The organism is Rathayibacter sp. AY1D2 (genome assembly GCF_002932695.1).
Classification (GTDB): Bacteria; Actinomycetota; Actinomycetes; order Actinomycetales; family Microbacteriaceae; genus Rathayibacter.
The window spans coordinates 1-18993 of the sequence record NZ_PSVX01000037.1 but is presented as its reverse complement, the minus strand read 5'-3'; the positions used below and the strand labels follow the sequence as shown (position 1 = coordinate 18993).

Below are 18993 nucleotides of genomic sequence, written 5' to 3'. Positions count from 1 at the left end.
GGCGGTGCGTCAGTCGAAGGCGACGATCAGCTCGACCTCGACGGGAGCGCCGAGGGGCAGCTCCGCCACCCCGACGGCCGAGCGCGCGTGACGGCCGGGCTCGCCGAACACGTCGCCGAGCAGCTCCGAGGCGCCGTTGATCACGCCGGGCTGCCCGGTGAAGCCGGAGGCGGACGCGACGAAGCCGGTGAGCTTCACGATCCGCGTCACCCGGTCGAGCGATCCGATCGCGTCGGCGACGGCCGCGAGCGCGTTGAGGGCGCAGGTGCGGGCCAGCTCCTTCGCCTGCTCGGGCGACACCTCGTCGCCGACCTTGCCGACCAGCGGCAGAGCGCCGTCGACGAAGGGGATCTGCCCCGCCGTGTAGACGAGGCCGCCGTGCACGACGGCGGGGACGTAGGCGCCGGCGGGGACCGCGACCGCCGGCAGCTCGACGCCGAGCTCCGCGAGGCGCTCGGCGATCACGCGCCGGCCTCGGCGACGGGGCGCTTGAGGTACGCGACGAGGCCGCCCTCGGGACCGGTCACGATCTGGACCAGCTCCCAGCCCTCGGATCCCCAGGTGTTCAGGATCGCCGTGGTGTTGTGGATCATCAGCGGGGTGGTGATGTACTCCCAGCGCGGGACGGACATGGCTCTCCTCGGGTGCGGCCGGTGCGGGACGACTGCTGAGCGCCGCGCGTCGGCGGGATGAGCGCCGCGGCTCGTCCGAGCGCGGCGACTACGCTGATTCTATGTCGGGGCAGGGCGGGACCAGAGTCGTGAAGACCATCGGGGGCGCCGTCGGCGGTCTGATCGGCATCGTCGCCATGAGCGTCGTCGCGGGAGTCCTGGTGGCCGCCTCGGTGACGCCGGCGATCGCGCTGAGCGGCATGGCCGCCGGCAACACGGTGGAGATGTTCGACAACCTCCCCGAGTACCTCGAGATCGGCACGCTCGCCGAGAAGAGCGACGTGTACGCGAAGGACTCCTCCGGCGGCGACGTGCTGCTCGCCTCCTTCTACGCCCAGAACCGCGTCGAGGTGGGCTGGGACGAGATCTCGCCGTTCGTGAAGGACGCCGTGGTCGCCTCCGAGGACCCCCGCTTCTACGAGCACGGCGGCATCGATCTGCTCGGCACCGTCCGCGCGGCCGCGACGACGGCCATGGGCGGGGACGTCCAGGGCGGCTCCTCCATCACGCAGCAGTACGTCAAGAACGTGCTCGTGCAGAAGGCGGAGGCGCTCAGCGATCCGATCGAGCGCGACGCGGCCTACCGCGAGGCCACGGAGACCACTCCGGAGCGCAAGGTCGCCGAGATGCGGCTCGCCATCGGGCTCGAGAAGGAGTACCCGAAGAACGACATCCTGCTGGGCTACCTCAACATCGCCCTGTTCGGCGGCACCGTCTACGGCGTCGAGGCGGCCGCCCGCTACTACTTCGGAGTGAGCGCGAAGGACCTCTCGCTCGCGCAGTCCGCCGCGCTCGTCGCGATCGTGAACAACCCCGAGAAGTTCCGCTTCGACCGGCCCGGCGACCCGGCGAACCCCGCCGCGGAGGGCTACCCGCAGACCCGGGACCGGCGCGACTACATCGTCATCCGCATGGACCTCGAGTCGAAGGTGACGTCCGAGCAGGCGCAGGCGGCCGTCGCCGAGCCCGTGACGCCGGACATCACCGAGCCGAGCACCGGCTGCCAGACGGCCGGAGTCGCGGCCTTCTTCTGCGACTACGTCACCTGGGTCATCAAGAACGACGACGCGTTCGGTGCGAGCCAGGACGAGCGCGACGCCACCTTCAAGCGCGGCGGCTACCGGATCTACACGACCCTCGACTCCGACCTGCAGCAGGCCGCCGTCTCGGCCACCGACGACTGGGTGCCCAAGTCGATGGCGAACGTGAACATCGGCAGCGCGAGCGTCTCGGTCGAGGTCGGCACCGGCCGCATCCTCGCGATGACCCAGAACAAGGACTACTCCAACGATCCGGACCTGACGGGCCCCAACTACACGAGCGTCAACTACAACACCGACTTCGGGTACGGCGGCTCCTCGGGATTCCAGGTCGGCTCGACCTACAAGGTGTTCACCCTCGCGGAGTGGCTGCAGGAGGGGCACTCGCTCGGCGAGAGCGTCGACGGCACCCGCCGCGCCTACACGACCTTCCGTGACAGCTGCGAGCCCGACGGCGTCTACTACGGCGAGTCCTGGAACCCCGGGAACGACGAGGGCGGCAACGGAGGAGTGACCACGGCCCTGCAGGCGACGACCGGCTCGATCAACACCTCGTTCGCCGCCATGGCCCAGCAGCTGGACCTCTGCGGCATTCGCAACACGGCGCTGGCGATGGGCGTGCACCGTGCCGACGGGACCGAGCTGCAGAAGCTCGCGCCGACCATCCTCGGCACCAACGAGATCGCTCCGCTCACGATGGCCACGGCCTTCGCCGGCTTCGCGAACAAGGGCACCGTCTGCACGCCCATCGCGATCGACCGGATCGTCGACCGCACGGGCGCGGACGTCGCGCCGCCCGCCTCCGAGTGCAGCCAGGGGATGTCCGAGGAGGTGGCCGCGACCGCCGGCTACGCCCTGCAGCAGGTGGTGACGGGCGGCACCGGCGCCCCCTCCAACCCCCGCACCGGGGTGCCGCACATCGGCAAGACCGGCACCACGGACGACGCGCTGCACACGTGGATGGTCGGCGCGAGCACCGAGGTCGCCACCGCCACCTGGGTCGGCAACGTGACCGGCTTCACCTCCATGCGCGGATTCAGTCTCAACCGGGTGAACGCCGGTCAGGTGCGCCACCAGATCTGGCCGCGCATCATGCGCGTCGCCGACGCTAAGTACGGCGGGACGGCGTTCCCGGCTCCGGTCCGCTCGCTCGTCGACGCTCCGCAGGAGGCCGTGCCCCAGGTCACCGGCCAGAGCCCCTCTGCGGCGGCCTCACGCCTGCGCTCCGTCGGCTTCACGGTCCGCGTCGACACTTCTCCGGTCCCCTCCGACCGCCCGGCAGGGACGGTCGCGCAGACGAACCCGCCCGCCGGGTCGCGCGTCTCCCGGGGCGCGGAGATCACCCTGCAGATCAGCGCCGGACCGGGCGCCCCGCCCCGCGCGGGCTGAGCCCCGCACCCCCGGCTGCTCCCGAGGGAGCGTCCGGCAGAATGAACGCGGCCGCGCTCGCGGCCGACGTGCGAGAGAAGGACCCATGACCGGACGCACCCGTCGCCCCCTCACCACCGCCCTCGCGACCGTCGCCGCGGCCGGAGCCGTCGCCGCGGCCTGGGGCATCGGCGTCGAGCGGACGTTGTTCACCGTCCGGCGCACGTCGTTCCCGGTGCTGCCCGCCGGTTCCGAGCCGATCCGCGTCCTGCACGTGTCGGACCTGCACATGGCCCCGTGGCAGACGAAGAAGCAGGAGTGGATCCGCTCGCTCCTCGCCCTGGCGCCCGACGTCGTGGTCGACACCGGCGACAACCTCGGCCACCGCGACGGCGTGCTCGGCATCCGCCGGGCCCTGGAGCCCTTCGCCGGGATCCCCGGCGCCTTCGTCAACGGATCCAACGACTACTTCGGCCCTCGGATCAAGAACCCGCTCCGCTACTTCGTCGGCCCCTCCAAGAACCCCAAGCAGCACGAGGCAGATCTCGACACCGACGGGCTGACCGGCTTCTTCTCGGACGGGCTCGGCTGGGTGGACCTCAACAACCGCGCCGAGAGCATCACGGTGAAGGGGACGCGCATCGAGTTCTTCGGCGTCGACGACCCGCACATCGGCCTCGACCGCATCGACCTCGTCGCCGGAGCCGTGGACGAGCTGCGCGGCGCGGAGGACGGACCGGCCGGGGTCAGCATCGGCGTGGCGCACGCGCCCTACCAGCGCATCCTCGACGACTTCGTCGCCCGCGGCGCCGAGGTGATCCTCGCCGGGCACACGCACGGCGGGCAGGTCTGCGTCCCGGGCTTCGGCGCCCTCGTCACCAACTGCGACATCCCGCGCGACAAGGTCGCCGGCTCGACGACGTGGGACAACGGACTGCGCAGCTCGTACCTCAACGTGTCCGCCGGAGTCGGCACCTCGATCTACGCACCGGTGCGCTTCGCCTGCCGGCCCGAGGTGACCCTCGTCACGCTCACTCCGTCGGCCTGACGAGGGGTGTCCGACGGCGGTCCGGAAATCGGCTACTATTGTCGAGGCTCGTGAGCGGTTCTCCGTGATGAGCACACCGGGGTGTGGCGCAGCTTGGTAGCGCGCCTCGTTCGGGACGAGGAGGTCGTGGGTTCGAATCCCGCTACCCCGACCGGTGAGAAGCCCGGCCAGGATCGATGATCCGGCCGGGCTTCGTCGTTCCCGGGGCGTTCTCGGAATTCTGCTGTGGCGGGGCTCGCCCGCAGGCGGATGCTCGCCCGGGCCGGAGCCTGGTCGACGACGGAGCCGGCGCGATCACCGCCCCGCGCTCTCCGGCTCGAGCACCCCTGTCGGCGTCCCAAGCGTCCTGCGCACGGGCGTGCCTCCAGCCCACTCCCCCGCGCCTCCCGGCCCGATCCCAGCAGCCTGGAGCGAGACTGTTCTTCCGCCGTCGTCGCCGCCCCCGCCCGACGACCGACGAGAGGAGCACCGTGACCCGGTCGCTCACCCGCCTCACCCTCGCCATCGGCGTGCCCTACGTGGTCGCGCTCGCAGCGATCGCCTTCTGGCCGACGCCCGTCGATGCGGGAGTGCGGGGGGATCTCGGCCGGGTGACCTCCTGGTTCGCCCGGCACGGCCTCCCGATGGTCGACTACGCGTTCATCGAGTCGACCGCCAACATCGCCCTGTTCGTGCCCCTGGGGCTGCTCCTGGCCCTCAACCTGCGGCTCCGGAGGGCGTGGGTCGCCGTCGCCGTCGGCGCCGTCGTGAGCTCGCTCATCGAGGCGGGCCAGCTGCTCTTCCTCTCGGCGCGCTTCGCCACCGTCGACGACGTCGTGATGAACACCTCCGGCGCCCTCCTCGGCGCGGTCGCCGGCGTCCTGCTCCGGATGGTCGTCCGCGCACGACGACGCCGGAGGGCGGCGGAGTGGGACGACGCCTTCGCGCACATCCCCCTCCGCGGCACCTCCGGCGTCGTGGCGGACCAGCCGAGCCGCGTCCGCTGAGACGACGGCTCCGCCGCGTCAGCGGCCGAGGCCGCGGTACTCCCAGCCGGCCGCACGCCAGGCGGCGGGGTCGAGGCAGTTGCGACCGTCGACGAGGAAGGTGTTGGCCACCTTCGCCGCCGTGGCCGCGGGGTCGAGGGCGCGGAACTGCTTCCACTCCGTCACGACGACCACGGCGTCGGCACCGGCCAGCGCCTCGTCGACGTCGGTCGTGTAGGTGATCTCGGGGTAGCGGCGGCGCGAGTTCTCGATCGCCTCGGGGTCGGTCGCGACCACGGTCGCACCGAGGTCGTGCAGGCGAGCGGCGACGTCGAGCGACGGCGAGTCGCGGATGTCGTCCGACTCCGGCTTGAACGCCAGACCGAGCACCGCGATGCGGCGGCCCTCGACGGAGCCGCCCAGGCCCTCGGTGACGAGGTCGACGACGCGCTGACGGCGACGCAGATTGATCGCGTCGACCTCCTTGAGGAAGGCGACGGACTCGCCGACGCCGAGCTCGTCGGCGCGGGCCGAGAAGGCGCGGATGTCCTTCGGGAGGCAGCCGCCTCCGAAGCCGATGCCCGCGTTCAGGAAGCGGCGGCCGATCCGCACGTCGTAGCCGATCGCGTCGGCGAGCTGCGTGACGTCCGCGCCGGTGACCTCCGCGATCTCGGCGATCGCGTTGATGAACGAGATCTTGGTCGCGAGGAAGGCGTTGGCCGAGACCTTCACCAGCTCGGCGGTGGCGTAGTCGGTGACCACGAGCGGGGTCTCGGCCGCGAGCGCCGTCGCGTAGACCTCGTCGAGGGTCGCCTTCGCCGCTGCTCCGGCCTCACCTGCGGGCACGCCGTAGACGAGGCGGTCGGGGCTGATCGTGTCCTTCACGGCGAAGCCCTCGCGGAGGAACTCTGGGTTCCAGGCGAGGGTCGCACCGGAGGAGGCGATGCGGTCGGCCAGGCGGGCGGCGGTGCCGACGGGGACGGTCGACTTGCCGACGACGAGGGAGTCCGCCTCGAGGTAGGGCAGGAGACCGTCGATCGCCGAGTCGACGTAGGTCATGTCCGCGGCGTTCTCGCCCGGCTTCTGCGGGGTGCCGACGGCGACGAAGTGCACGGCCGCACCGGCGGCGTCGGCCATGTCGGTCGAGAAGCGCAGGCGCCCGGAGGCAACGCCGGAGGACAGCAGCTCCGGGAGGCCGGGCTCGAAGAACGGCGCGGTGCCGGCGGCCAGGGCGTCGATCTTCTTCTGGTCGACGTCGATGCCGATGACGTCGTGGCCGAGCTCGGCCATGGCGGCAGCGTGGACGGCACCGAGGTAGCCGCAGCCGATGACAGAAAGCTTCACAGGGGTTCTCCGAATCGTGGCGGGTTCGTGTCGCGGTCGCGACGGTGAGGAGGAGCGATGCGATGCGGCGACGCGTCAGCGCGCCCGCGGACGCGCGACTACCGCCGCGCCAATGCTCTCAGATCACGGGAGACGTCGGCGACAGCCGCCGCGATCTGCGCCGCCACGCGCTCGTGCACGGCCTCGCTGCGGCCGATCGGGTCCTCGATGTCGTCGCCGCCCTCGCCCCGCGGGGCGCGCCCGCGGTGGGCGGCGGCGAGCCGCACGACGGCGCGGAGCCGCGCGGCGGGGTCCTCGACCGTCGGCAGCGGCACCTCCCGCAGCACGAACGGCAGCACGCGGGCGAACTCGAGCAGCGTGAAGCCGCGGAGGAGGAGCGACGGAAAGCGCCGGGAGGCGTCGACCAGGTGGTCGCGCGTCATCGTGAGCAGGAGGTCGGCGTCGCCGACGATCGCGTCGCCGAGCACCGCGCTCGTGTGCGCGGCCGGGTCTCCCCCGTGCTGAGCCGAGAAGCGGGCCGAGACCGGGTCCATCGGCAGTCCGTCGCGCGTCCTCACTCCGGCGCTCGTGAACGCGAAGAGCGGACCTCCCGCGGGTGATGTCGCGTCGGCGAGTGCGGCGCGCAGCAGCTGCTCCGCCATCGGCGACCGGCAGATGTTGCCGGTGCAGACCGAGAGCACGGTGAAGACGGGGGCGGCGGAGGCGGCGACCGGTTCGTCCGGTCGCCAGCTCCGGCGGGCGGGGCGGGCGGAGTCGTCTCCCGGGAAGATCATCGCGGGGCGCTCAGGCCGAGGTCGACGCGGGCTCGGGCTCGACGGCCGTGTCCGGGCGGGCACCCGATCGCTCGGAGCCGTAGTAGCTCGTGTAGTAGTAGCCGTAGCCCCGGCCGACCTGGCCGCGCGCGGGCACGCGGTTGAGGATCACGCCGAGGGTGTGGCCGCTGACCCGCTCGAGGTTCTGGATCGCCTTGCCCAGCTCGTCGGTCGTCGTCCTGCCCGCGGAGATGACCACGAGCGCGCCGTCGGTGCGGGCGGTGAGGATGGCGCCGTCCGTGACGGGCAGGAGCGGCGGCGCATCGACGATCACGATGGCCTCGCGGGCGATCTCGTGCAGGAGGATGTCCATGCCGTTGGAGCCGAGCAGCTCGGACGGGTTCGGCGGGATCGACCCGGCTCCGAGCACCCAGAGGTTGCCGGACGGGCCCCACGGCTGCAGGACGTCCTGCAGCTCCGCCTTGCCGATCAGCAGGTCGGTCAGGCCGACGCCGGGCACGAGGCCGAACGACTTGGCGACCGTCGGCTTGCGGAGGTCGCCGTCGACGACGACGGTGCGCTGGCCGGAGGCGGCGAGCGTCACCGCGAGGTTCGCGGTCACCGTCGACTTGCCGTCCGAGGGCAGCGGGCTCGTCACGACGATGATGCGCGGCGGGCTGTCGATGTTCATGAACTGCAGGTTCGTGCGGAGCTCGCGCAGCGCCTCGGCGAGTGCGTGCTTGCCGTCGGCCTTGATGTAGTCGGTCGTGTCGGCCTCGGGGACGATGCGGTTGGTCTCGCTGAGGCGCTTGTCGACGGGGAGGGTGCCGACCACGGGGAGGTCGAACAGGCGCTCGACCATCTCGGCGGTGCGGATGCGCCGGTCCAGCGTGTTGCGGACGAACGCGTAGACGAGACCGAGGACGAGGCCCGCGAGCGCGCCGACCGCGAGGACGAGGCGCAGGTTCGGGAACGCCGGCGAGGACGGGAGCGCCGCGGTCTGCAGGACGGTGAGGGAGACCGTGTCGCCGACGCCCGTCTCCTGGTTGACCTGCTGCACCTTGGTGGCGATGGCCGCGACCCAGGCATCGGCGAGCTTCTGCGCGCCCTCGGGGGTGGAGGCGGTAGCGCTGACCTTCATCACCGGGGCGACCGTGTCGGCCTGCACCGCGATCGCCGAGATCAGCGTGGCGGGCGAGACGTCGAGGCCGAGGCTGTCGATCGCGATCTGCGCCACGTCGCGCGAGGTGGCGATCGGGACGTACGTGGCGAGGCTCGACTTGGCGACGGACTGCGCGATCTGCTGCGTGTAGATCGCCTGGCTGTCGTCGGCACCGGTGGTGGCGACGGAGACGAGGCCCTGCGAGTCGGCGACGTACCGCGGCTTCTGCGTCAGCGACCAGCCGAAGGCGACGAGAGTGCCGAGGAGGATCGCCGCGACGATCGGGATCCAGTGGTCGCGCAGGAGCCGGAGGACGTCTCGAAGTTCCACAGAGTCAGATTTCCTTCGCTGGTACGGATCACGCGGCGGGCGCCGGAGACGGGTTCTTCCGAATTCTGACACAGCGCTTCCGCGCCCTCGGCGCCAGGCGCGTCAACCGTGCCACCCGTCGGGGGTGGGCTCCGGCGGAGTCCCTCTCGTGATCACTCCGAGGCCCTCGAGCTCGACGACCGCCGACTCGACGACCGCCTCCGCATCGACGCCGGCGGGCGGCGGGCCCGCCTCCTCGAGCACCGCGGCGACGAGACCGGGCAGATCGGAGCCCCGGCCGGCGTGGCGCCAGATCGTCGGGCCGATGCCGGACAGGCGCACGAGGGTGCCGCCGCAGAACACGAGCAGCTGGCCGTCGGCGAGCTCCACAGCGTCGTCCGCAGGGGTGCGCAGGACGGTGCCGGGCAGGGCCTCGCCCACAGGGTCGAGCTGCACGGAGACCACCTCGGACCAGGCGGACGGGGCCTCGGCGCCGAGGGACGCGAAGACCTCCTCGACCAGGTGCACCACGCTCGCGGCCTCGGAGTAGACCAGTCGCCGGACGCCGCCCAGCGCCGAGAGGGTGCGGACGAGATCGGCGATCGGCCGCGGGCGGGCCGAGAGGTAGGAGGTCTGCGGCACCAGGTCCTCGATCGCGTCGACCGGGTCGACGTGCTCGAGGAAGGGCGTCCCGACGCCGTCGCGGCGCTCGAGCAGGAGGACTCCCGCCAGCCGCAGGGGCGCCTCCGGGACCGGTCGGAGGGCGAGCGACCCGGGGGCCAGCTGCGCCTTCGGCGCCGATCCGGTCAGCGGCTTCACCGACAGCGGCTTGGGATAAGGCAGGACGCGCCCCTCCGGGGTCACGCCGACCGTCTCGTCGGTGACGTAGCCGAAGCGGGACCCGAGCGTCCGCGCGATGGTGGTCTTGCCGGTCCCGGAGGCGGCGACGAAGGCCAGCACGCGGCCGGACTCGTCGGAGATCCCGCAGGCGTGGAGCATCAGCAGGTCGGCGCGCCGGGCGCCGATCGCCTCGAGGGTCAGGGTCGAGGTCAGGGACTCCTCGAGCTGCGCGAGCGTGGCGCTCGAGACCCGGGGCGAGCCGTCGACCGGGACGGAGGGATCGTGCCCCACCTCGGCGAGGACGTCGCGTGCTCCCGCGTCGGGCTCGGACGCGCACGCGGCCCAGCTGTCGGCGATCCGCGCCGCGTCCTCGTCGCCGACGCCGCGTCCGAAGACCACGCGGAACGGGGTCTCGAGGACCGAGACGGACAGGGTGCGGGGCTCGGCGCCCCTCCCCCCGGCGATCAGTACGCCCCGTCGCGGGCGAGGACGGCGCGCGCGGTCTTGAAGAGGATGACGATGTCGCCGGTCATCGACCAGTTCTCGACGTAGTACAGGTCGAGGCGGACGGTGTCCTCCCACGAGAGGTTCGAGCGTCCGCTGACCTGCCAGAGCCCGGTGATGCCCGGCTTCATCAGGAAGCGGCGGTGCACGTGCTCCTCGTACTGCTCGACCTCGCGGGCCAGCGGCGGGCGGGGGCCGATCAGGGACATGTCGCCGCGGAAGACGTTCAGGAACTGGGGCAGCTCGTCGAGGCTGAAGCGCCGGAGGATCGCACCCACCCGGGTGACGCGCGGGTCCTTCGCCATCTTGAAGAGGATCGAGTTCCCCTCTGCACGCTGCTGCGACGCGAGAGCCGCCAGTCGCGCCTCCGCGTCGACGACCATAGAGCGGAACTTCAGCATCTCGAAGGTCGCGCCGTTCAGGCCGATGCGCTCCTGCCGGAAGAGCACGGGCCCGGGGCTGGTGACCTTGACCAGCACGGCGACGACGACGAGCACCGGCGCGCTGAGGATGATCAGCATGGTCGACGCCAGGATGTCGAAGAGGCGCTTGGCGAACCGCTGGCGGCCGTCGAAGCGCGGGGTCTCGACGTGGATCAGCGGAAGGCCCGCGACGGGGCGGGTGTGGATGCGCGGACCGCCGATGTCGGTGAGGCTCGGCGCCACGACGAGGTGCTCGCGCCCGGGCTCGAGCGTCCAGCTCAGCTCGCGGATCCGCTGCGGCGCCAGCTCGTCGGAGCTCGTGACGACCACCGTGTCGGCACCGGTGGCGTCCATCACGGCGCGGACGCCGTCGATCCCGGTGAACCCGTGGACCGCGAGGCCCGAGAGCTCCTGCTCGCTCCGCAGCGCGTCCGCACCGCCGACCGAGGTCGAGACGGCGCCGACGAGCTTGTAGCCGGCCTCGGTGCCGCGGCGCAGCTCGCGCGCGGTGTGCAGGACGCTCGCGCGGGAGCCGAGGAGCACGACCTGGCTCGAGAAGCGGCCCGCCCGGCGCTGCCGGGTGAGCCAGGAGCGCCAGACCAGGCGGCCGACGCAGATCAGCACGATCCCGGCGGGGAACGCCGTGATGATGTAGCCGCGCGCGAGCAGGATCTGGAGCAGGTAGGCGATGATCGCGACGATGCCGAAGAGCCAGATGGAGGCGTCGACGACGCGGCGGTACTCGACGTAGCCGGTGCCGACGATCCGGCGGTCGCGCGTGTCGAAGACCTGGAGGGCGAGGAGCCAGCCGACCGACAGGGCGACGGACACCCAGGTGTAGCTGACCGCGATGTCGGCGGGGTTCTTGAACCCCAGATCCGAGTTCAGGTTCAGGTCGAACCAGAAGAGCTGCGTGCCGAAGACGGAGAGGACGATCGCGACGACGTCCGTGATGAGCAGCCGTCGCCGGTAGTCCTGCTCCCACGACGGCCGACGCCTCAGCGGTGCCCCTTGCGCCGTCATCGTTTCCCCCGACCTTTCCTGCTGCTTCGAAAGGCGTAATTCCGTTTCCGGTGTTGTCACGTCGTCAGGCTACCCACTTCCTCGTTTCGGAGGGGTGTCGCACCGGTGAGGAACGCTCGACCGGTCAGCCGCGGAGCCGGCCGCGGCTCTCCTGGAGGTAGCACGCGCCGCACAGCGACTCGTAGGTGACCGCCGTTCCGTCGATCGCGACCTGATCGCCGTCGAAGACGAAGCGGCCGTCCACGACGCGCCCGTTGAAGATCGCTTTGCGCCCGCACCGGCAGATCGTCTTCAGCTCCTCGAGGCTGTGGGCGATCTCCAGGAGTCGCCTGCTGCCCGGGAACGCGGCGGTGCGGAAGTCCGTGCGGATGCCGTACGCCAGGACGGGCACGTTCTCGAGGATGGCGATCCGGAGCAGATCGTCGACGTGCGACTCCGGCAGGAACTGCGCCTCGTCGACGAGCAGAGCACTCACGTCGCGCTTCGACTCGGCCAGCACGCGGGCCCGGGCGGCGGTGAAGACGGCCACCGGGTCCCCGTCGGGCTCGAACAGGATGTCCACCGGACGGGTCACGCCGAGCCGCGACACGATCAGCTCCTCGCCCTTCGTGTCGACGGCCGGCTTGGCCAGCAGCACCCGGTGCCCGCGCTCCTCGTAGTTGTGCGCGGCCTGCAGGAGCGACGTGCTCTTCCCGCTGTTCATCGCTCCGTAGCGGAAGTACAGCTTGGCCATCAGGTCTCCTCGGGGCGGGTCCGGAGGCGGGGCCCCCGGGGTGAGCAGGGGCCGGTCACGGGAGGAACCCGTCCTCGCCGGCGCGGCGGATCAGGTCGGCCCGGCGGCTCGCGGGCCTGCCGACGGCGACGTACTTGCGGCGCACGCGCTGCAGGTAGGTCTTCGCTGTCTCGAACTGCACGTTCATCTTGGCGGCGACCTCGGGGGTGCTCGATCCGGATGCGTAGAGGCGCAGCGCCTCCAGCTCGCCGGTGCTGAGCCGCGGGCGCTGCTGCGCCGCGACTCCGGACGGCAGGGGCCGCCACTGCGCGGACGAGATGTCGGCCGAGCGCATCTCGAGAGCGGCGCGGGTCTGCTCCATCACCTCGGCGAGCGAGCGCGACTTCGCCAGGTGCCGCACGGCTCCGGCCTTCAGGGCGCGCTCGCGGACCTCGTCGTCCTCGCTCGCGGAGAGCGCCACGACCGCGGCTCCCGCCGCCCGGCAGGTCCGGATCCGCGCCTCGATCGAGATCGGCTCGCGCAGCTCGACGTCCATCACGACCACCTGGGTGGGGAAGACATCGCTCGTCACCAGGTCGTGCCAGGTGGAGGCGGCCACGACGACCTCGAAGTCCAGGGCGTGGGTGCGGATCCACGCGCTCGTCGCCGCGAGCAGGTCCTCGCGCGGGTCGAGCAGGCCGAGCCGGACCGCACGGGGTGCCGCGTCGCGGGCACTCCGGGCGGAGGAGCCCGAGGGCTCACCGGAGCGGGTGACCATGCGGACGATCCTAGCCGCGGCCGGGCCCGCCCCCGGCTCAGAACAGCGTCGGCTGCCCGACGCCGGGCAGGATCGCGGCGCGCTCCGGCCCGAGCTCCCCGACCAGCAGCCCGTCGTGCTGGAGGGAGCGCCGCTCGCCGCCGAGGGTCCGCAGCGTCCCCAGCGAATTCAGGGCGGAGGACTTGACGGAGCCGGTGGCCGGGTCCTCCTCGCCGCGCTCGAGCCCGTGCGCGCGCATCAGCGGGCGGACGCGCGCGGAGAGCCAGCGCCGGTACTCGAGAGGCGCGTAGGCGTCGCGGCCCGGGTAGAGCGCTCGGTACTTGTCGACCAGCTCGGGGTGCTCCTGCCCGAGCCACTGCAGGAACCACTCCTTCACCCCGGGCTTGAGGTAGAGGGTCGAGTACATGATCGTGCTGGCGCCCGCCTCGCGGCAGGCCCGGAGCGACTCGTCGAGGTGCGCCCGTGTGTCGGTGAGGAACGGCAGGATCGGCATGAGGAACACCGAGCAGTCGAAGCCGGCCTCCCGTGCCGCGGTCACCGTCGCCAGCCTGGCCGCCGCGGTCGGCGCACCCGGCTCGACGGAGCGCTGGAGGCCCTCGTCGTAGACGGCGATCGAGACTCCGAGGTCGACCGGGACGTGCTCGGCGGCCTCGCGGAGCAGCGGCAGGTCTCGCCGCAGCAGCGAGCCCTTCGTGAGGATCGAGATCGGGGTGCCCGAGGCGGCGAGCGCGGCGATGATGCCCGGCATCAGCCGGTAGCGGCCCTCGGCGCGCTGGTACGGATCGGTGTTGGTGCCGAGTGCCACGGGGTGCCGCTCCCAGCTCGGCTTCGCGAGCTCCCGGGTGAGGACCTCGGCGACGTTCACCTTCACGACGATCTGCGAGTCGAAGTCGCTGCCGCCGTCGAACTCGAGGTACTCGTGCGTGGGCCGGGCGAAGCAGTAGGTGCAGGCGTGGGTGCAGCCGCGCATCGGGTTGATGCTCCAGCCGAACGGCATCTTCGAGGAGGTGTGCACGCGGTTGAGCGCCGACTTCGCGAGCACCTCGTAGAAGGTGATGCCCTCGAACTCCGGTGTGCGCACAGTCCGCACCAGGTCGGTGAGCTTGACGAGCCCGGGCAGCGCGGCCTCGTCGGCCGTGCCGATCGACTGCCCGCTCCACCTCATGAAGCCATTAGAACATACGTTCGAACGGGTCGCACCCGGTCAGACCGAGGCGGACAGCTCCAGCGTCTCGGCGGTCGCGGTGACCGTCTGCTCGGCCTTCTCGGGCGCGTCGTTGAGCGTCGAGCCGTAGCTCGGCACCAGTGCGCGGATCCGCGGCTCCCAGGCCTTCATCCGGTCGGGGAAGCACTTCTGCACGATGTCGAGCATGATCGGCACGGCGGTCGAGGCTCCGGGCGAGGCGCCGAGCAGGCCGGCGATCGTGCCGTCCCCTCCGGTGATGACCTCGGTGCCGAACTGCAGCACGCCGCCCTTCTTCTCGTCCTTCTTCATCACCTGGACGCGCTGGCCGGCGGTGATCAGGTACCAGTCCTCGTCGCGGGCGGTGGGCAGGAACTCGCGCAGGGCCTTCATCTTCTTGCCACGGCCGGCGAGCACCTCGCCGATCAGGTATTTCATCAGGTCGAGGTTGTCGCGGGCGACCGCGAGCATCGGGCCGATGTTGTGCGGCCGGATCGACAGGGGCAGGTCGAGCCACGAGCCCCGCTTCAGGAACTTGGGCGTGAAGCCCGCGTAGGGGCCGAAGAGGAGGGACGACTCGCCGTCGACGACGCGCGCATCGAGGTGCGGCACCGACATCGGGGGCGCGCCGACCGCGGCCTTGCCGTAGACCTTCGCCTTGTGCCGGGCGACCAGCTCGGGGTTGTCGGTGCGGAGGAACTGGCCCGAGATCGGGAAGCCTCCGAAGCCCTTGATCTCGGGGATGCCCGACTTCTGCAGGAGGTGCAGCGCACCGCCGCCGGCGCCGACGAAGACGAAGCGGGCGGTCACCGACTGGGGCGTGCCTCCGACGACCTGCTTGAGGTCGAGGCGCCAGGTGCCGTCCTTCTGCCGGGTGATGTCGGTGACCTCGCGGCCGGTGTCGAGCGTGCCGCCGTGGGCGACGACGTGGTCGAACAGCTGGTGGGTCAGCGAGCCGAAGTCGACGTCGGTGCCGGCCGGCATGCGCGTCGCCGCGTAGGGGCCGCCGCCGGCGGGACGCTGCTCCATCAGCAGGGGCGCCCACTCGTGGATGGTCTTGACGCTCTCGGTGAACTCGATGCCGGCGAACAGCGGCTGGTCCTTGAGGGCCTCGTAGCGCTTCCGGAGGTACTCGACGTTGGCCTCGCCGTGCACGAAGGTCATGTGCGGCGCCGGGTTGATGAAGCTGGAGGGCTCGCGGATGTCGCCGGACTCCACCAGGCTCGACCAGAACTGGCGCGAGATCTGGAACTGCTCGTTGATCTGGATCGCCTTGGCCGGGTCGACGGAGCCGTCGGCCGCCTCGGGCATGTAGTTCAGCTCGCAGAGGGCCGCGTGACCGGTGCCCGCGTTGTTCCACGGGTTCGACGACTCCTGCGCCACGTCGCCGAGGCGCTCGTAGGCGGCGATCGTCCAGTCGGGCTGCAGCTGGGTGATGAGGGCGCCGAGCGTGGCGCTCATGATGCCCCCACCGATGAGGGCGACGTCGACCGGTTCCGAGGAGTTCACGAGAGTCGAGTTTACGCTCGCCCGAGCACGCCGCGGCGGGGAGGGGCCCCGCTCCCCCATCAAATTCGCGGCTTTTCCACCCGGAAGGGGCCGGAGCGCTCGGCGCCGGCCCCGTCCACGCCGGTCAGGACACGGGCTGCTTCGCCGCGATGAGCTCGGCGATCTGCACGGCGTTCAGGGCCGCGCCCTTGCGGAGGTTGTCGTTGCTGATGAAGAGCGCGAGGCCGCGTCCCTCCGGAGCACCCTCGTCGGCGCGGATGCGGCCGACGAAGCTCGGGTCCTTGCCCGCGGCCTCCAGCGGAGTCGGCACCTCGCGCAGCACGACGCCGGGCGCGTCGGCCAGCAGCTCGCGAGCACGCTCGGGGCTGAGGGCGGAGGCGAACTCTGCGTTGACGGAGAGCGAGTGGCCGGTGAACACGGGGACGCGCACGCAGGTGCCCGAGACCAGCAGCTCCGGGAGCTCGAGGATGCGGCGGCTCTCGTTGCGGAGCTTCTTCTCCTCGTCTGTCTCGTTCGAGCCGTCCTCGACCAGGCTCCCCGCGAAGGGGATGACGTCGAAGGCGATCGGGGCGACGTACTTGTCCGGCGCGGGGAAGTCGACCGCCGAGCCGTCGTGCACCAGGTCGAGCAGGTGCTCGTCGGCGACGGCGGCGCGGACCTGGCCGGCCAGCTCGTTCGCTCCGGCCAGTCCGCTGCCGGACACGGCCTGGTAGGTGCTGACGATCAGGCGCGTGAGCCCCGCCTCGCGGTCGAGGACCTTGAGGATCGGCATCGCGGCCATCGTGGTGCAGTTGGGGTTGGCGATGATGCCCTTGACCGCCTGGTCGATGGCGTGGGGGTTCACCTCGCTGACGACCAGCGGGACCTCGGGGTCCATCCGCCAGGCGCTGGAGTTGTCGATCACGGTGACGCCGGCCGCGGCGAAGCGGGGCGCCTGCGCGCGCGATCCCGTGGCTCCGGCCGAGAACAGGGCGATGTCGAGCCCCGACGGATCGGCGGTCTCCACGTCCTCGACCACGACGTCCCCGCCACGGAACGGCAGCGTCGTGCCCGCCGAGCGGGCGGTGGCGAAGAAGCGGATGGACGCGATCGGGAAGTCGCGCTCCTCGAGGAGGCGGCGCATCACCTTCCCGACCTGGCCGGTCGCGCCGACGACGCCCACGTGGAGGGGGGTGCTGCTCATGCTGTGCTCTTTCGTCCGTGCGGCGCGCGGGCCGCTCGTGGCGGGGGGATCGAGGGAGAGGGTACCGGTCGCTCCGGCCGCTCGGGAGGAACGGCCGGATCGCGAGGGTGTCCGGCCGTCAGCGGCCGGTGCCGGCGTAGACGACGGCCTCGTCCTCGGCGTCGAGCCCGAAGGCGGTGTGCACGACGCGCAGAGCCTCGTTCACGGTGTCGGCGCGGGTGACGACCGAGATGCGGATCTCGCTCGTGGAGATCATCTCGATGTTGATCCCGGCCTCGTAGAGGGAGCGGAACAGCTTCGCGGAGACGCCGGCGTTGGTGCGCATCCCGGCGCCCACGAGCGCGAGCTTGGCGATCTGGTCGTCGTACTGCAGGGACTCGAAGCCGACCTCGTCCTTCTCGGCGTTGAGAGCCATGAGGACCGTCTGGCCGTCGGCCTTGGGCAGGGTGAACGAGATGTCGGTGCGGGCGGTGGCCGCAGCCGACACGTTCTGCACGATCATGTCGATGTTGGAGCCGGTCTTGGCCACGATCGTGAAGATCTGCGCGGCCTTGCCCGGGATGTCGGGGACTCCGACGACGGTGATCTTCGCCTCGTTCAGGTCGGCGGCGACTCCGGCGATGATGGGCTCTTCCACGGCTTGTCCGTTCTGCTCGGCGCCGGCGGTCTCGGCGTTGTAGACGATGGTGCCCTCATTGGGGCTGAAGGAGGAGCGCACGTGGAGCGTGACTCCGTGGCGGCGGGCGAACTCGACGGCGCGGATGTGCAGCACCTTCGCTCCCGCGGCGGCCAGCTCGAGCATCTCCTCGCTGGTGATGCGATCGAGCTTGCGGGCCTTCTTGACGACCCGCGGGTCGGCGGTGAAGACGCCGTCGACGTCGGTGTAGATCTCGCAGGTGTCGGCGCCGAGTCCCGCGGCGAGCGCGACGGCGGTGGTGTCCGAGCCGCCGCGGCCGAGGGTGGTGATGTCCTTCGTGTCGCGGTTGAAGCCCTGGAAGCCCGCGACGATGACGACGGCGTTCTCGTCGAGCGCCTCGCGGAGGCGGACCGGGGTGATGTCGACGATGCGGGCGGCGCCGTGCTGCGCGTCCGTGATCATGCCGGCCTGGCTGCCGGTGAAGGAGCGGGCCTCGAAGCCCATGCTCTTGATCGCCATCGCCAGCAGCGCCATCGAGATGCGCTCGCCCGAGGAGAGCAGCATGTCGAGCTCGCGGGGGGCGGGGATGGGCGTGACCTGGTGGGCGAGCTCGAGCAGGTCGTCGGTGGTGTCGCCCATGGCCGAGACGGCGACGACCACGTCGTTGCCCGCCTGCTTGGTGGCGACGATCCGCTTCGCGACCCGCTTGATGCTCTCCGCGTCTGCGACGGAGGACCCGCCGAACTTCTGGACGATCAGGCTCACGTGCTGCTCCCGTGTCGGTGGCTGGACCGCCGTCGCGACCCGACGGGCGAGTCTACCGGTCGACCGCATGCCGGAGCGGTCATGCGACTCCGGCGGCCGCGTCAGTTCTCGACGAGCCGGCGGCCCTCGAAGGCGCGGCCGAGGGTGATCTCGTCGGCGTACTCGAGGTCTCCGCCGACGGGCAGCCCGGAGGCCAGACGGGTGATGCGGATGCCGAGGGTGCTGAGCATGCGCGAGAGATAGGTCGCCGTCGCCTCGCCCTCGAGGTTCGGGTCGGTCGCGATGATGACCTCCTGCACCTCGCCGTCCGCGAGCCGCTGCAGCAGCTGGCGGATGCGGAGCTGATCCGGGCCGATGCCGTCGATCGGGCTGATCGCGCCGCCGAGCACGTGGTAGAGCCCGCGGAACTCGCGGGTGCGCTCGATCGCCGGGACGTCCTTCGCCTCCTCCACGACGCAGATGACGGCGCGGCTGCGGCGCGGATCGCGGCAGATCCCGCAGGTCGCCTCCTCCGCCACGTTCCCGCAGATGTCGCAGAAGTGCACACGGCCGCGCAGCTCGAGCAGGATCTCGGCGAGCCGGGTGACGTCGAACGTCTCGGTCTGCAGGATGTGGAACGCGATGCGCTGGGCGGACTTCGGGCCGATGCCGGGGAGCCGGCCGAGCTCGTCGATCAGCTCCTGGACGATGCCTTCGTACATGCGGTCGCCTCCTCTCGGGTGGGGCGGACGGGGGTGGCGGTGCGCGCACCGAGGCGCCGTCGGGATCGCCGAGCGCG

17 protein-coding genes and 1 tRNA gene are annotated in these 18993 nt (G+C 71.5%); 4 read left to right on the top strand and 14 right to left on the bottom strand.

Translation table 11 applies throughout. The features are described from left to right. Nucleotides 1-9 precede the first annotated feature (9 nt). Together C5D04_RS11080 and C5D04_RS18240 are read right to left on the bottom strand one after the other, a co-directional pair. Nucleotides 10-465, bottom strand: a complete 456-nt coding sequence (locus C5D04_RS11080) for a RidA family protein (protein WP_219812178.1) — start codon at nucleotides 463-465, stop codon at nucleotides 10-12. After that, a complete protein-coding gene (locus tag C5D04_RS18240; protein WP_164861113.1) occupies nucleotides 462-632 on the bottom strand; it encodes a hypothetical protein in 171 nt (56 codons plus the stop codon). The genes C5D04_RS11080 and C5D04_RS18240 overlap by 4 nt, the downstream gene beginning before the upstream one ends. Before the next feature lie 101 nt (nucleotides 633-733). Between C5D04_RS18240 and C5D04_RS11075 the strand changes: the two genes are divergently transcribed. From C5D04_RS11075 to C5D04_RS18695, 4 genes are all read left to right on the top strand, one after another. Further along, on the top strand, nucleotides 734-3100 hold the full coding sequence (locus tag C5D04_RS11075) for a transglycosylase domain-containing protein (RefSeq protein WP_104347695.1): 2367 nt from the start codon (nucleotides 734-736) through the stop codon (nucleotides 3098-3100). Between the two features lie 85 nt (nucleotides 3101-3185). Then, a complete protein-coding gene (locus C5D04_RS11070; protein ID WP_104347694.1) occupies nucleotides 3186-4127 on the top strand; it encodes a metallophosphoesterase in 942 nt (313 codons plus the stop codon). A 77-nt stretch (nucleotides 4128-4204) separates the two neighbouring features. Continuing rightward, nucleotides 4205-4278 (top strand) — tRNA-Pro (locus C5D04_RS11065). A 319-nt stretch (nucleotides 4279-4597) separates the two neighbouring features. Continuing rightward, the gene (locus C5D04_RS18695; RefSeq protein WP_244229599.1) at nucleotides 4598-5113 is read left to right on the top strand and encodes a VanZ family protein; all 516 of its coding nucleotides are present in this window, start codon (nucleotides 4598-4600) and stop codon (nucleotides 5111-5113) included. Between the two features lie 18 nt (nucleotides 5114-5131). On the opposite strand, the gene C5D04_RS11055 is transcribed toward C5D04_RS18695, so the two are convergent. The 12 genes from C5D04_RS11055 to recR form a co-directional block, all read right to left on the bottom strand. Further along, nucleotides 5132-6436 carry a UDP-glucose/GDP-mannose dehydrogenase family protein gene (locus C5D04_RS11055; RefSeq protein WP_104222179.1) on the bottom strand — a complete coding sequence of 435 codons (1305 nt, stop codon included), beginning with the start codon at nucleotides 6434-6436 and terminating at the stop codon, nucleotides 5132-5134. A gap of 98 nt (nucleotides 6437-6534) precedes the next feature. Continuing rightward, complete coding sequence (locus C5D04_RS11050) at nucleotides 6535-7209, bottom strand: low molecular weight phosphatase family protein (RefSeq protein WP_104227254.1); 675 nt, start codon at nucleotides 7207-7209, stop codon at nucleotides 6535-6537. A gap of 10 nt (nucleotides 7210-7219) precedes the next feature. Further along, entirely contained in the window at nucleotides 7220-8680 is a 1461-nt protein-coding gene (locus C5D04_RS11045) for a polysaccharide biosynthesis tyrosine autokinase (protein WP_159939611.1), read from the bottom strand. 102 nt (nucleotides 8681-8782) lie between these two features. Next, nucleotides 8783-9898, bottom strand: a complete 1116-nt coding sequence (locus C5D04_RS11040) for a hypothetical protein (protein ID WP_104292267.1) — start codon at nucleotides 9896-9898, stop codon at nucleotides 8783-8785. 65 nt (nucleotides 9899-9963) lie between these two features. Beyond that, nucleotides 9964-11448, bottom strand: a complete 1485-nt coding sequence (locus tag C5D04_RS11035) for a sugar transferase (RefSeq protein WP_104222171.1) — start codon at nucleotides 11446-11448, stop codon at nucleotides 9964-9966. Nucleotides 11449-11572: 124 nt separating this feature from the next. Next, a complete protein-coding gene (locus C5D04_RS11030; RefSeq protein WP_104227256.1) occupies nucleotides 11573-12181 on the bottom strand; it encodes a thymidine kinase in 609 nt (202 codons plus the stop codon). Nucleotides 12182-12236: 55 nt separating this feature from the next. Beyond that, nucleotides 12237-12938 (bottom strand): response regulator transcription factor, encoded by a 702-nt coding sequence (locus C5D04_RS11025; RefSeq protein ID WP_104295531.1) that lies wholly within the window; start codon nucleotides 12936-12938, stop codon nucleotides 12237-12239. 37 nt (nucleotides 12939-12975) lie between these two features. Next, on the bottom strand, nucleotides 12976-14103 hold the full coding sequence (locus tag C5D04_RS11020; protein ID WP_104347692.1) for an Rv2578c family radical SAM protein: 1128 nt from the start codon (nucleotides 14101-14103) through the stop codon (nucleotides 12976-12978). 39 nt (nucleotides 14104-14142) lie between these two features. Then, nucleotides 14143-15690 carry a malate:quinone oxidoreductase gene (locus tag C5D04_RS11015; protein WP_104233746.1) on the bottom strand — a complete coding sequence of 516 codons (1548 nt, stop codon included), beginning with the start codon at nucleotides 15688-15690 and terminating at the stop codon, nucleotides 14143-14145. 64 nt (nucleotides 15691-15754) lie between these two features. Then, nucleotides 15755-16813: an aspartate-semialdehyde dehydrogenase gene (locus tag C5D04_RS11010; RefSeq protein ID WP_104292264.1), complete on the bottom strand. Its 1059-nt coding sequence runs from the start codon at nucleotides 16811-16813 to the stop codon at nucleotides 15755-15757. A gap of 118 nt (nucleotides 16814-16931) precedes the next feature. Continuing rightward, on the bottom strand, nucleotides 16932-18215 hold the full coding sequence (locus C5D04_RS11005; protein ID WP_104222160.1) for an aspartate kinase: 1284 nt from the start codon (nucleotides 18213-18215) through the stop codon (nucleotides 16932-16934). Between the two features lie 101 nt (nucleotides 18216-18316). Then, nucleotides 18317-18916, bottom strand: a complete 600-nt coding sequence (gene recR, locus C5D04_RS11000) for a recombination mediator RecR (protein ID WP_104222157.1) — start codon at nucleotides 18914-18916, stop codon at nucleotides 18317-18319. Between the last annotated feature and the right edge of the window lie 77 nt (nucleotides 18917-18993).